The organism is Candidatus Pelagibacter sp. Uisw_092 (assembly GCF_047729545.1).
Classification (GTDB): domain Bacteria; phylum Pseudomonadota; class Alphaproteobacteria; order Pelagibacterales; family Pelagibacteraceae; genus Pelagibacter.
This window is the reverse complement of record NZ_CP159824.1, coordinates 779,597-792,513: the sequence shown is the minus strand read 5'-3', so window position 1 is coordinate 792,513 and position 12,917 is coordinate 779,597. Positions and strand designations below refer to the sequence as shown.

The 12,917-nt window shown below is 28.5% G+C and carries 15 protein-coding genes; 13 read left to right on the top strand and 2 right to left on the bottom strand.

What is annotated here, in order from left to right; genetic code table 11:
* The first annotated feature begins 38 nt into the window (after positions 1-38).
* The 9 genes from ABXT63_RS04415 to ABXT63_RS04375 all read left to right on the top strand — a co-directional run bounded on the left by ABXT63_RS04415 (position 39) and on the right by ABXT63_RS04375 (position 7,077).
* On the top strand, positions 39-1,058 hold the full coding sequence (locus tag ABXT63_RS04415; RefSeq protein WP_415320382.1) for an extracellular solute-binding protein: 1,020 nt from the start codon (positions 39-41) through the stop codon (positions 1,056-1,058).
* 7 nt (positions 1,059-1,065) lie between these two features.
* On the top strand, positions 1,066-1,251 hold the full coding sequence (locus tag ABXT63_RS04410; protein WP_168607384.1) for a hypothetical protein: 186 nt from the start codon (positions 1,066-1,068) through the stop codon (positions 1,249-1,251).
* Positions 1,252-1,384: 133 nt separating this feature from the next.
* Positions 1,385-1,888 (top strand): peroxiredoxin, encoded by a 504-nt coding sequence (locus ABXT63_RS04405; protein WP_415321946.1) that lies wholly within the window; start codon positions 1,385-1,387, stop codon positions 1,886-1,888.
* Positions 1,889-2,029: 141 nt separating this feature from the next.
* Positions 2,030-3,649 (top strand): ABC transporter permease, encoded by a 1,620-nt coding sequence (locus tag ABXT63_RS04400; protein WP_415320381.1) that lies wholly within the window; start codon positions 2,030-2,032, stop codon positions 3,647-3,649.
* Positions 3,650-3,653: 4 nt separating this feature from the next.
* Positions 3,654-4,718: an ABC transporter ATP-binding protein gene (locus ABXT63_RS04395; protein WP_415320380.1), complete on the top strand. Its 1,065-nt coding sequence runs from the start codon at positions 3,654-3,656 to the stop codon at positions 4,716-4,718.
* Positions 4,719-4,736: 18 nt separating this feature from the next.
* The gene (locus ABXT63_RS04390; protein ID WP_415320379.1) at positions 4,737-5,435 is read left to right on the top strand and encodes an AzlC family ABC transporter permease; all 699 of its coding nucleotides are present in this window, start codon (positions 4,737-4,739) and stop codon (positions 5,433-5,435) included.
* On the top strand, positions 5,435-5,752 hold the full coding sequence (locus ABXT63_RS04385; protein ID WP_415320378.1) for an AzlD domain-containing protein: 318 nt from the start codon (positions 5,435-5,437) through the stop codon (positions 5,750-5,752). The genes ABXT63_RS04390 and ABXT63_RS04385 overlap by 1 nt, the downstream gene beginning before the upstream one ends.
* Positions 5,753-5,775: 23 nt before the next feature.
* The gene (locus tag ABXT63_RS04380; RefSeq protein ID WP_415320377.1) at positions 5,776-6,666 is read left to right on the top strand and encodes a DMT family transporter; all 891 of its coding nucleotides are present in this window, start codon (positions 5,776-5,778) and stop codon (positions 6,664-6,666) included.
* A 45-nt stretch (positions 6,667-6,711) separates the two neighbouring features.
* The gene (locus ABXT63_RS04375; protein WP_415320376.1) at positions 6,712-7,077 is read left to right on the top strand and encodes a TlpA family protein disulfide reductase; all 366 of its coding nucleotides are present in this window, start codon (positions 6,712-6,714) and stop codon (positions 7,075-7,077) included.
* A 214-nt stretch (positions 7,078-7,291) separates the two neighbouring features.
* Here the strand turns inward: ABXT63_RS04375 and ABXT63_RS04370 are convergent, their stop codons facing one another.
* Both ABXT63_RS04370 and ABXT63_RS04365 read right to left on the bottom strand, forming a co-directional pair.
* Positions 7,292-7,729 (bottom strand): DUF4396 domain-containing protein, encoded by a 438-nt coding sequence (locus ABXT63_RS04370; protein WP_415320375.1) that lies wholly within the window; start codon positions 7,727-7,729, stop codon positions 7,292-7,294.
* Between the two features lie 16 nt (positions 7,730-7,745).
* Positions 7,746-8,429, bottom strand: coding sequence for an MBL fold metallo-hydrolase (locus tag ABXT63_RS04365; RefSeq protein ID WP_415320374.1), 684 nt, complete (start codon positions 8,427-8,429; stop codon positions 7,746-7,748).
* A 54-nt stretch (positions 8,430-8,483) separates the two neighbouring features.
* Between ABXT63_RS04365 and ABXT63_RS04360 the strand changes: the two genes are divergently transcribed.
* The 4 genes from ABXT63_RS04360 to ABXT63_RS04345 all read left to right on the top strand — a co-directional run bounded on the left by ABXT63_RS04360 (position 8,484) and on the right by ABXT63_RS04345 (position 12,823).
* Positions 8,484-10,928 (top strand): GcvT family protein, encoded by a 2,445-nt coding sequence (locus tag ABXT63_RS04360; RefSeq protein ID WP_415321944.1) that lies wholly within the window; start codon positions 8,484-8,486, stop codon positions 10,926-10,928.
* A 297-nt stretch (positions 10,929-11,225) separates the two neighbouring features.
* The gene (locus ABXT63_RS04355; RefSeq protein ID WP_415320373.1) at positions 11,226-11,363 is read left to right on the top strand and encodes a hypothetical protein; all 138 of its coding nucleotides are present in this window, start codon (positions 11,226-11,228) and stop codon (positions 11,361-11,363) included.
* Positions 11,364-11,452: 89 nt separating this feature from the next.
* Positions 11,453-12,106 carry a hypothetical protein gene (locus tag ABXT63_RS04350; RefSeq protein ID WP_415320372.1) on the top strand — a complete coding sequence of 218 codons (654 nt, stop codon included), beginning with the start codon at positions 11,453-11,455 and terminating at the stop codon, positions 12,104-12,106.
* 132 nt (positions 12,107-12,238) lie between these two features.
* A complete protein-coding gene (locus tag ABXT63_RS04345; RefSeq protein ID WP_415320371.1) occupies positions 12,239-12,823 on the top strand; it encodes a hypothetical protein in 585 nt (194 codons plus the stop codon).
* Positions 12,824-12,917: the final 94 nt, after the last annotated feature.

Genomic DNA, 12,917 nt, shown 5'->3' with positions numbered 1-12,917 from the left:
ATTCCAAACTAAATAACCAATAAGAACGGGAAATAATAATGAAAAAACTTACAATTATTGCATTTTTCATGGCTTTATTTGCAAACATGACGTTTGCTGCTGAAGTTAATGTATTCAGTGCAAGACATTACGATTTAGATATTCAACTTTACGAAAAATTTACAGCTAAAACTGGAATTAAAGTAAATGTTGTATCTGGTAAAGATAAGGCTCTTCAAAAAAGAATAACAGAAGAAGGTGCCGATTCAAAAGCTGACCTTTATATTACTGCTGATGCAGGAAGATTAGGTGCATTCGCTGCAAAAGGGATGTTCCAAAATTCTTTGACTGCTGCAATCAAAGCTGCTGTACCAGCAAACTTTAGAACTTCTAAATGGACTGGAATAGCTAAGAGAGCAAGAATTATGTATTACTCACCTGAAAGAGTAAATGCAAATGAGCTTAACGGTATGACTTACGAAGGTCTTGCTGATCCAAAATGGAAAGGTAGAGTTGTTATAAGACAATCTAACAATATCTATAACCAATCTCTTGTTGCATCATTAGTAAAAAATAATGGCAAAGCAGCAACTTGTTCTTGGGCAAAAGGTGTTGTGGCTAACATGGCTAGAGACTCTAAAGGAAATGATAGAGCTCAAATTTTAGCTGTAGCTGCAGGTGAAGCTGATCTAGCAGTAGCTAATACTTACTATTATGCTTTGATGTTATCTGGAAAAAAAGGTCCAGAGCAACAAGCAGCTGCTAAAAAAGTTTTACCTTTTTTCCCTAACCAAGGAGACAGAGGAACTCACATGAATATTAGTGGTGGTGGTGTTTTAAAAAATGCTCCTAACGCTGATAATGCAAAAAAACTACTTGAGTTTTTATTAACTAAAGAAGCACAAGAACACATAGTTAATAATACATTTGAATATCCAATGATTGATGGTGTTGAGCCTCATGCATTAGTTAAACAAATGGGTCTTGGATACAATCAAGATTTAGAAACTAAAGTTGCTAATTATGGAAAACAACAAGCTACAGCACTTGAGTGTATGTTAGCAGCAAGTTGGAAGTAATAAGCTAGTGAAAAAGAATTTATTTAATATTGATTTAGATAAATCTTCTGACGTATATGGGTCTCAATCTCTGAAAGCTTGTGATCCATGTGCAGCTGAGTGTGAAAAGATCAATAGAAAAATAAATAATAGAAAATTATCAGATATTGAAGATAAAGAGGTTGCACATATCCTCTCTCCTTTTAATACATAATTTTCTTTTTAATGATTGTGCTCATAGCTCTACAAAAGGTATTTACCCTACCTAATTTAACTATGAGCACTAAAAAATTCAAATGCAAGTAATTCAATTAAACAAACACTTAAAAAATAACAGGAATAGAATGATAGAAGGAAAAAAATGTTCAAATGTAGTTTTGAAAACAAGAAAAATTGGAAAGTGGGTTGATGTAAGTACTGATGAAATATTCAAAGGTAAAAAAGTAATACTATTTTCATTACCAGGTGCGTTTACACCAGTATGTTCTGAAAAACAGTTACCAGGATTTGAAGAAAATTATGACAAATTGTTAGGCTTAGGCATTAATGAAGTTTATTGTATTAGCGTTAATGACGGTTTTGTGATGAATGCTTGGGCTGATCAGCAAAAATTAAGAAAAGTTAAGGTATTACCAGATGGAAATGCAGATTTTACAAGGGCAATGGGCATGTTAGTTGATAAAAAGCATGTTGGTTTTGGTCAAAGAAGCTGGAGATATTGTACGATTATTAATGATGGCATAGTTGAAAAATGGTGGCAAGAGGACGGTATGAATAATGATGGAAGTGATCCTGACCCATATGAACAAACAACACCAGAAAACTGTATAGAATATCTATCTAAACAATAAAAGCTGAAAACATAAAACGTATAAGAAAATTTTAAGAATTAGCTCTATAATCTCTCTCTCAAATTGGTTTTAGAGTTGGTATTAACTTCCCTTGGTAACAAGGGAAGTTTCTTAAAAATAATTATTAAGGTAATGTAAAATATGGGATTTGGAAAAATAAATATTTGGTATGCAGCATCTCTACTTATTTCTTTAGTAGTGGCAGCTCCAATTTTAACAGTATTCAGTAGTTTTTTTGAAACTACCGGAAACTATAGTTTAATTTTAAAAAATACTTTTCTTTATGATTATATTTATAATTCTTTAATACTTTTAATAGGTGTTTTATTTTTAACATTTATAATTGGTGTTGGATGTGCTTACTTAGTTTCATTTTATAATTTTCCAGGTGTAAATTTTTTTAAATGGTCTTTGATCTTATCTTTTGCTGTCCCAGCTTATATTTATGCATATTCCTTAACTGCTTTTTTTGAAAATTACGGAACAGCTTTTTCAATTTTAAAAAATTTATTTGGAGAAGGGAATTATAATACTCATATTCCTAAATTTGATGGAATGATGGGTGCCATAATTTCAATATCCTTTTCATTATTTGGTTATGTTTATGTTTTAACCAGAACATCATTTCACTATCAGTCACAAAATTTAATAGAACTTGGAAAAAATCTTGGCTTTTCTAAAAAAAAATCTTTTTTTAAAATAATACTTCCTTCTGCAAGACCTGCTATCGTTGCTGGTCTGTCCTTAGTTGCGATGGAAACTTTATCAGATTTCGGATCTGTATCTTTTTTTGGCATATCTACTTTTACTACAGGAATCTATAATGCTTGGATTTCTTTTGATGATCTTACTCTTGCTAACAGATTATCATTTTACCTATTAATTTTTATTCTTGGATTGTTTATTTTGGAAAATTTTTCAAGAAAAAAAGCCAAGTATCACACATCTTCTAAGGGTGGATTTAAATCTAAATCAGTTATCAATTTAAGTGGATATAAATCATTTTTAGCATTTTCTTTTTGCATGCTAGTTTTTTCTATAAGTTTTTTATTTCCTGTTCTACAAATGCTTTATTGGACAATTATATTTCCAAAACATTTAGCTGATTTGGATCTAATTAACTTATTTTCAAATACTATAATTTTAGTAATTTTATCTAGCTGTTTGTTAATTGCCTTAGCTTTTATTTCAAATTATGGGAATAGAGTTTCTAAAAGTAAATTTTTAGAAGTATTAACTACGTTTTCAATATCAGGGTATGCAATACCAGGGATTATTTTAGCGGTAGCATTCATTACCTTTATCTCATGGTTTGACAGCAGTATTCTAGCTCAATTTGAAATGAACAGTATAAAGCCAATTTTTATAGGCTCTATTCTTGGCCTAGTTTTGGTATATTTTATTAGATTTTATTCATTAGCAAGCAATGGAATTAAATCAGGATATTTAAAAATTAATTATTCCATTGATGAAGGCGCATATCTGCTTGGATATTCTAAATTCAAGACATTCAAAAACATACATGTCCCATATCTAAAAAACTCAATTTTATTGATAGGAATTTTATTAGCCATTGAAATCATTAAAGAGTTACCAATTACGCTAATTATGAGACCATTTAATTTTGAAACTTTTGCAACAAAGGCATATATATATGCTTCACAGGATTTATTAGAAGCTGCAGCAGCCCCATCATTATTTCTAATAATTATTGCAAGTTTCTTTATTTTAATTACATCTAAATATATTCTTAAAGACTAAAAATATGACTAATAATTTTCTTGAAATTGATAATGTAACATTCACTGCTAGCGCACAAAACAAAGTAAGCAATGTCTCACTAACTATTGAAAATCAGGGTGACATTATTTGTTTATTAGGTCCATCTGGAATTGGCAAAACCACAATTCTTAGAACAATTGCTGGTCTGGAAAAAATTAATTCAGGAAAAATTATATTAAGAAATAAAATACTATCTTCCAAAGATACTCATGTGGAGCCGGAAGATAGAAATATATCAATGGCCTTTCAAGATAACTCACTATTTCCTCATTATAATGTTTTAGAAAATATAAAATTTGGTGCGGAGAGAAATAAAAATAAAAATAAAAAAAAGGGTTTAAATATAAATGAGATAATTAAATTTCTTCATATTGATCATGTAATTGATAAATTTCCACATCAAATAAGTTCTGGTGAAGCACAAAGAGCCTCTTTGGCTAGATCTTTATTATCTAATCCAGACTTATTACTATTAGATGAACCTTTATCAAATGTTGATCAAAGTTTTAAAGAAGAAATTCAAGTTAAGCTAAAAAAAATTTTAACTGAGCAAAAGATAACAACTATTATTGTTACACACGACTCGTACGAAGCTTTTTATCTTGGTACAAAATGTGGAATAATTCTTGATGAACAATTAAAACAATTCGATGACCCATATAACGTTTATCACTTTCCAAACTCTATAGAGGTGGTTAATTTTTTAAATAGAGGTATTTTAATTCCAGCAAAAGTTACAGGTGAAAATAGTTTAGAAAGTGCCGACTTAGGAACAATAACTGGTAATTTTATAAAACATTATCCAAAAGGATCTGATGTTCAGCTTTTATTACAACCAGAAGATCTAGAGCATGATGATCAAAGTAACTTAAAATTAGAAGTGGTTGATAGAAAATTTAGAGGAACAAATTTTATTTACACACTTAAAACTGTGAGTAACAAATTAATACCTGTATTTGTGCACTCTCACCATATTCATCAGCACGAAGTAGATGAAAAATTTGGTATCAAAAGACCAATAAATATTGATCATATAGTCTGTTTCTAATACAAAACTAAACTTAAAATGAATGATAGATTTAAAACCTTATCTAGAGGAATAATAGATGTAAGTCCTTTAATGATACCCGTGGTTCCCTTTGGTATTATTTATGGTGTTATAGGAATGGAATTAGGGTTGAGTGCGAATATGACATTTGGAATGTCTATTATAATTTTTGGTGGAGCCTCTCAAATAGTTTTACTTCAGTTGTTATCAGGTGGAGCCTCTTCTTTAGTTGCAATAACTTCTGTTGGTGCAGTAAATTCCAGACATTTATTATATGGGGCAGTTTTTTCAGAATATTTATCTCATTTAAAATTAACATGGAAAATTATTTTATCTTATATATTAATTGATCAAGCATTTGCTGTCTCAAATACTTATTTTAAAAAAAATAAAATAAATAAGTATAAGCACTACCATTTATTAGGAGCTGGCTTCACTTGTTGGATAATTTGGCAAATATCTACAATTTTAGGTATAGTTCTAGGATCAGTTGTTCCAAAAGAATTAGGTTTAAGTTTTACTATTTCTTTAACTTTTCTTGCTTTATTAATTAATGATTTTAGAAAGTTTAAAAATATTATTATTATGCTGGTATCTGGAATAGTTGCAACTATTGGGTATAATACAATACCATTTCAAGCATATATTATTGTTGCAGCAATATCTGCTTTACTCGTTGCTACATTATTAACCTTGATGACTTTAAAAAAAAAATAATGCATTGGTCGACAATTATATACTGTGGAATTATTACTTATTTAACAAGGTTTTCTATGATTTTTTTATTAAAGGAAGACATATTAAATGATAAGGCAAAAAAAATACTCTCGTATGTGCCATCTGCCATTTTCCCTGCAATAATTTTTCCACCAATATTTTTAGATAGTGCAGGCGCGATAGATATTGAAAATAATCCAAAAATATTAGCTGCTACATTAGCTATAATTATAGGTTATTTCAGTCGAAGCATTATTGCTACAATATTTGTGGGACTTGTTTCTTATTGGTTTTTGATTTTTGTTTATTACCAATAGAAAAACTTATACTTAAAAGCCTCATGGTTTCTAAATTTAAAATTAATAATGAATTACTTGGCATACTATATATGCTTTTATGTCAATTCTCATTTGCCACTAATGATGCTTTTGTAAAATTTGTTTACCAAAGATATGATGAAATATTTGTTTTAAACCAAATTATTTTTATAAGAGGTATTTTTACTTTACTTTTTATTTTTTTATTTCTTTATATAAAAAAAATAGATTTTAAGTTAATCTTCCACTCAAAAGAGTTAAGAACAAGAGGCCTCTTAGAATCGCTAGCTGCATTATTCTTTTTTATTGGAATAGCTTTATTACCTTTTGCAAAAGTTTATATTTTATTGAGTATGGCTCCAATTTTATTAACAGCATTTGGTGCAATATTTTTAAAAGAAAAAGTAAGATGGAGAAGATGGAGCGCTGTCATATTGGGATTTGTTGGTGTTGCTGTAGTTATTAACCCTGGAAAATTAGAATTTGGTTATTATTTCATTTTCCCAATACTTGCTGCAATCATGCTTTCCATAAGAGACCTTTATACAAAAAATTTTAAACATAATTATCATAGCTTACAAATAGCATTTATGACTTGTTTTGTAGTCACTATTTTTTTTGGCCTGTTAAGTATTTATAAATTTTATGATTTTAGCTTAAAAGATATTTTTATTTTATTCATTTCAGCTTTTTTTCTTGCACTAGGTTATATTTTTTCAGTAGCAACCATTAAAGTCACACTTGTCTCAGTTACTTCCACTTTTAGATACTCTGTTATTTTATGGGGAATAATTTATGGATATTTCTTATTTGAAGAAATTCCTATAACTAATACTTACATAGGAGCTTTAATAATTATTATTAGTGGATTAATTATTATTTCGAGACAAAAAAAAATTGGTGTTATAAAATAAAATCAAATTCTTGTTAATCGAACCTTTAAGACATATAATTGAATTATGAAAAAAGTATTAATTATAATTTTTGTATTATTTACAATGCAAGCTTTTGCGGTAGATAAAAGTACAACTTTTAATAATGACATTTTTCAAAAAGCTCAACTTGAAGGAAAAACTGTTGTTATTAATTCTTGGAATGAAACTTGCACAACATGTAAGGCTCAAATTAAAATTTTAGATCAAGCTCAAAATGAATTTAAAAACATTATCTTTTTAAGTTTTGAACAAACAAAAGACAAGGATATAGCAAAACAATTAGGTATTGATTATTGGACTACAATTGTTGTGTATAAAAATAATAAAGAAGTGTACAGAAGTATAGGAGAAACTAATAAAGCAAAAATCTACGAATTAATAAAATCTTAATCTCAAACAACAAAAGCAATTTATGTTTATTTGATGATCCAAAAAATTATATTAATTATATAAACTAAAATTCCGTAAAATAAGAACATGAGTATTTTATCTTTCCCTTTTTTTTCTGCCCAGTTCAATTTAAATAATACCGATGGAGAGGCTACCAATAAAATAACTCCGACTACAATTACAAGTAATGATAAAATCATAAATACATTCATATTTAATGACAGGCGATGTTAAATTTTTTCAGTCTCCAATAATTATAAGGCCAGGGAGTTAGAAATCCTACTATTAACATAATAGGTACTACCCAATAAGTAAGTTGAGCTCCACCTGTTAAATAATAATCTGTCAAATTCATTGAAATTTCCATACTAATCATTGAGATAAAACTCATCCCACAAGCTGTTTTTAAAGCATCAATAAATTTAAAATTCTGTCTAATTAAAATAAATGTCTCAAGCATGATACTAGTTAATAAACCATTAATGATTGCCAAAATCATTATTCCAATTATAGGAAAGGGAATTTCAGTTAGTTGAAAAAATAATATTGTTCCAAAATCTCCAAATGAACAACCAATAACACACCACATAGTATTCTTAGCACTTTTTTGCCATGTGTGTTTACAAGACCAATGAAAAGTAGAAGTTATCATGTAATTTATTTAAAAGTTAAATAGCTCCAAGTTTGATATTGCTTGCAATATTCACATCAATTAATTTTGGTTTAGGTAAATTTAGATCATTCATTATCTTCATATATTCTTTTTCATTGCTAACTTGCAATCTAGGGTTAAATTTTTTTTCATTGCCAATAGAGCTACATTTTTTTCCATTATAATCATGAGCTGGATAAACAAGAGTTTCCTCTGGTAGCTTTAACAACTTATTAAAAATTGAGTTATAAGAATCTTTAGCGCTCCCATTTTGAAAATCTGTTCGACCTGTTCCATTGATAAGCAAAGTGTCTCCAGAAAATAAATACTCATTCATTAAAAAACTAAAACTGTCAGATGTATGACCTGGAGTATGAAGTGCTTTTATCTTTAATTGATCTAGTTTGATAATTTCTTCATCTTTAACTTTAATTTCTACAGCATCAGCTGGAGTATGATCACCCATAATAGTTATACAATTTGTTTGATCTTTTAATTTACTAGCCCCTGTAATATGATCAGCATGTATATGTGTGTCAATTACCTTTACTAATTTTAAACTTAATTTGTTAAGTAATTTAATATAATCTTCAACATTTTCTAATACTGGATCAATGATCAGAGCCTCTCTGCCTTTTGCAGATGCTACAAGATAAGTATATGTACTTGAAGTTTTATCAAATAATTGTTTTAATATCATTTTATATAATTAAATTTGTTTAATTTTATAGATATTAATAATATTATTCTAGCAATGTCCAATAGACATCCAAAATCAGCAAAAGTAGTAGTTATAGGAGGGGGTGTTGCAGGTTGTTCAGTCGCTTATCATTTAGCAAAGTATGGCTGGAAAGATACTGTATTATTAGAAAGAGATCAGCTTACATCAGGCACAACGTGGCATGCTGCGGGACTTGTTGGTCAGCTAGGAGCTTCAGCTACAATTACCCGCCTTAGAAAATATTCTCTCAATTTATATAAAGAATTAGAAGAAAAAACTGGTTTATCAACTGGTTTGAAACAAAATGGAGCAATAACTGTCGCAAGTACAGCAGAAAGACTTCAAGAATTATTAAGACAAGCAACAGCAGCACAATTATTTGATGTAAATGTAGAAAATGTTAGCAAAGAAAGAATAAAAGAACTTTATCCTGTAATTAATGAAGAAGATATTTTAGGAGGTGTTTACATGCCAGAGGATGGACAGGCAGACCCGGTGGGTGTAACAAATGTGTTAGCTAAAGCTGCAAAAATGGAAGGAGCTCAAATATTTGAAAAAACTCCTGTTAAAAAAATACTAGTTAAAGATAAAAAAATTGTTGGTGTTCAAACTAAATTTGGTAAAATTGATTGTGAATATGTTGTACTAGCCAGTGGGATGTGGTCTAGACAGATTGGAGAAGATATTGGCGTGAGTGTCCCTTTATATCCAAATGAACATTTTTATATAATAACCGAACCATTAGAAAAATTACCTAAAAACTTACCAGTTTTAAGAGATTATAACTCCTGTCTCTATTTAAAAGAAGATGCTGGGAAAATGTTAGTTGGAATTTTTGAACCAAATGCAAAACCTGCTTTTAAAGAAAGAGGGGTTGTACCAGAAGATTTTTCTTTTGGTGAGTTTCCAGATGATTTTGATCATTTTGAGCCTTATCTGGAAAAGTCATTTCAAAGATTACCAATGTTAGAAACTGCCGGAATTAGGAAATTTTTTTCAGGCCCAGAATCGTTTACACCAGATACTCAATATCTTTTAGGAGAAACTCCTGAGGTTGATAATCTTTTTACTTGCTGTGGCTTTAACAGTATCGGCATAGCAAGCTCTGGTGGTGCTGGCAGAGTTACAGCTGAATGGATGATAAATGGATATATGAATGAAGATTTATTTTCATTAGATATTAAAAGGTTTCAAAAATTTCATTCATCTAAAAAATTTATCATGGAAAGGGTTACTGAAACACTCGGTGATTTGTATGGAATGCACTGGCCATACAAGCAACCCAATACATCAAGAAACCAAAGACTATTACCTTACCATGAAGAATTAAAAAAAGCAGGAGCTTGTTTTGGTATGTCTGGAGAATATGAAAGACCAATGTGGTATGCATTAAACAATGAAAAAGCAGAATATAAATATAGTTTTGATTATCAAAACTGGTATCCTTCAGCTGAATTTGAAACAAAAAATACAATTTCTAATGTAGGTTTATATGAATTGTCTCCCTTTGCAAAATATGAAATAAGAGGAGATATAGCTCATGCCGAACTACAAAGAATATGTACGGCAAACATTAAAAATGAAATAGGTAGATCAACTTATACACAGATGCTAAATGAAGCAGGCGGTATTGAAACAGATCTAACAGTTATTTGTATTGAGAAAGGTCATTTTAGAATAATAAGTTCAGCCGCAACAAGAACTCATGATAAAGCTCATATTATAAAACACATATCTGCTGATCTAGAATTTAATGACATAACAGACGACCTCCTTTGTTTGGGAATTTTTGGACCTAAAAGTAGAAATTTAATTTCTAAAATATCAAAAGACAACTTTACAAATGAAATATTTAAATTTGGTTATGGTAAATTTGTAACCATTGGTTCAAAAAAAGTTTGGGCTCAAAGATTATCATATGTTGGAGAATTAGGATTTGAAATTTATATAGATAAAAATGATGCTAAAGAAATTTATAAATTAATTATAGAAGAAGGTAAAAATCATAATTTATCTCACTGTGGATCTCATGCAATGGATATAATGAGGATGGAAAGTGGTTTTTTACATTGGGGCCATGACATTTCACCAGAAGAAAATCAATATGAGGCAGGATTAAAATTTACAATTAGTTACAAAAAACAAATAGATTTTATTGGTAAAAAAAGTTTATTAAAAATTAAGGATAAGAAACAGGGAAGAAGATTCATCATGCTTTCATTAAAGAACAATAAACCTGGTGAACCTCTCTTATTGCACGAAGAACCTATTTATATAAATGACAAGATTGTAGGAAAAACAACGTCAGGGAATTACTCATTTAATTATAGTAAAAACTTATCTTTTGGGTACATAAAAACACATCTTTCGAATGAAGAGCTTTCAAAAATGAACCTATACATAGAGGTTGCCAAGATAAAGTACCCCGCTATTGTTGAGGCCATTCCATTAAAAGACAAGCAAACTAAATTTTTATAATTTTTGTTGATGATTTAAAAGATTAATGGTTAAATTGATTATGCCAAAAAACTATTTTCATAATTTTAATATTCAAAATGAAAATATACATTCAAAAAAAAACTATAGACATACTCAAATAAACCAAAAAGAGAAAGTTAACATTAATCAGTTGTTGAACAGAGTAAAAATAGAAAAAAAAAATCTATTTAAAAAAAAATTATTATCTTTTTCATATGGGTTCGTATTAATATCTTTTGTCGCAATACTATTGTTCTAAAACTTAAAATAGATAATGTTGCAATAATTAATAGCTAAATGAAAATATACGATTGTACAACATTTTATTCAGAACACATGATGATGGATATTAGGTTTCATGTACTTAATGAATTTGTTCATAAATTTGTAGTCGTAAAGTCGTTATTCTCACATAGTGGTAAAAAAAAAAATTAAACTTTGATATAAATAACTATCCAAAATTTAAAGATAAAATAATTTATCTAGTAATAGATAGAGAACCAGAAAATATAATTAAAAGTAATATGGAATTAGAACAAAATGAAAAAAGAATTAACAGTTTAAAAAGAATAGATTTATCTTATAATTGTATGAGTAAAGGCATTAAAGATGCAGCAGACGAAGATCTTATAATTTTAAGCGATAATGATGAAATACCAAATTTAAATTCAAAATTATTTAATAAAACAAACAAAAATATTATAATTTTCAGACAATTATTTTTTTATTATAAGTTTAATCTTTTATACGACAGGATGTTTTGGTTTGGTTCAAAAGCATGTAGAAAAAAAAACCTTAAATCATTTCCTTGGTTAAGACATATTAAAAATAAAATCTATCCTTTTTGGCGGGTAGATACATATTTTTCAGAAATGAAAAATATTAATTTAACAATTATAGAAGATGGTGGGTGGCACTTTACAAACATTAAAACTCCAGAACAATTGTTTGATAAGATGAAAAATTTTGGTCATCATGATGAATTTGATGTTAGTGGATTAAGTATAAGAGAACTCAAAAATAAGATAGAAAATAGAAGAGTTTTTTATAATCATTTAGCAGACAAAAGTGAGGTTGATAAATGGGCTTTTGATTACGAGCTTAAAAGAATAGATGAAAAACTACTCCCTGAATATTTGATATCAAAAAAGGATAATTACAAAGAATGGTTTGATTGATACGTGATTACAATGAAGTTTGTAATACTTTCATTTTTATATAAATCAAATTATTTGACCACTCTAAATAGAATAAATTACAACTGTTACGAAATCTTGACAAACTTTCGATGGAGTGAGAAAGTTAATGTTATGAGTAGATTATTACTTATTCTTATTTTAATGTTTAGCTTCCAAACTTTAACGAAAGCTGATGATATTCAAGATTTTCAGGTAGAGGGGATAAGCATTGGGGATAGTTTACTCAAATTTGCTAGTGAAGAAGAGATCAAGTTTTCCATATCTAATCAGGAATATCCAAATAATAAATTTACCATTTATGAAGCTGATAAATTAGTACAGAATAATAACTATGACTATCTATCTGTTACAACAAAAAAAAATGATAAAAATTATATTATTACCAGTATATCTGGAAGCATAAATTATGATGAGTTAGATGATTGTTTAAAAAAGAAAGCTTCAATTCAAAATGAAATTGAAAAAATAATTGATTTTGATGAAAAAGAAGAAGTGGAATATTCAGCGAAAAAAGATAAGACAGGAAATTCAATAATATATGGAATACAATATTATTTGAAACCATCTCCCTCTAATGAAGCTATATTAGTTAATTGTTATCATTATACAGAAGAGTTTGGAACAAATAGAAATTTATCTATATCAGTTAACCAAGAAGAGTTTGCATATTTTTTAATTAATGAAGCGTACAATTAATGAACCTCAGGACTATAAGCTTGCTGTCACTTTCTGCAATCTACTTCCCGCTTACATAATTTCAACTTTTACTAAATCTTGACACGCATAAGAC

What these genes read in the sequence shown, in the direction of transcription:
- ABXT63_RS04415 (WP_415320382.1), top strand. Translation starts at nt 39, where the DNA reads ATGAAAAAACTTACAATTATTGCATTTTTCATGGCTTTATTTGCAAAC.
- ABXT63_RS04400 (WP_415320381.1), top strand. Translation starts at nt 2,030, where the DNA reads ATGGGATTTGGAAAAATAAATATTTGGTATGCAGCATCTCTACTTATT.
- ABXT63_RS04395 (WP_415320380.1), top strand. Translation starts at nt 3,654, where the DNA reads ATGACTAATAATTTTCTTGAAATTGATAATGTAACATTCACTGCTAGC.
- ABXT63_RS04390 (WP_415320379.1), top strand. Translation starts at nt 4,737, where the DNA reads ATGAATGATAGATTTAAAACCTTATCTAGAGGAATAATAGATGTAAGT.
- ABXT63_RS04385 (WP_415320378.1), top strand. Translation starts at nt 5,435, where the DNA reads ATGCATTGGTCGACAATTATATACTGTGGAATTATTACTTATTTAACA.
- ABXT63_RS04380 (WP_415320377.1), top strand. Translation starts at nt 5,776, where the DNA reads ATGGTTTCTAAATTTAAAATTAATAATGAATTACTTGGCATACTATAT.
- ABXT63_RS04375 (WP_415320376.1), top strand. Translation starts at nt 6,712, where the DNA reads ATGAAAAAAGTATTAATTATAATTTTTGTATTATTTACAATGCAAGCT.
- ABXT63_RS04370 (WP_415320375.1), bottom strand. Translation starts at nt 7,729, where the DNA reads ATGATAACTTCTACTTTTCATTGGTCTTGTAAACACACATGGCAAAAA.
- ABXT63_RS04365 (WP_415320374.1), bottom strand. Translation starts at nt 8,429, where the DNA reads ATGATATTAAAACAATTATTTGATAAAACTTCAAGTACATATACTTAT.
- ABXT63_RS04360 (WP_415321944.1), top strand. Translation starts at nt 8,484, where the DNA reads ATGTCCAATAGACATCCAAAATCAGCAAAAGTAGTAGTTATAGGAGGG.
- ABXT63_RS04355 (WP_415320373.1), top strand. Translation starts at nt 11,226, where the DNA reads ATGAAAATATACGATTGTACAACATTTTATTCAGAACACATGATGATG.
- ABXT63_RS04350 (WP_415320372.1), top strand. Translation starts at nt 11,453, where the DNA reads ATGGAATTAGAACAAAATGAAAAAAGAATTAACAGTTTAAAAAGAATA.
- ABXT63_RS04345 (WP_415320371.1), top strand. Translation starts at nt 12,239, where the DNA reads ATGAGTAGATTATTACTTATTCTTATTTTAATGTTTAGCTTCCAAACT.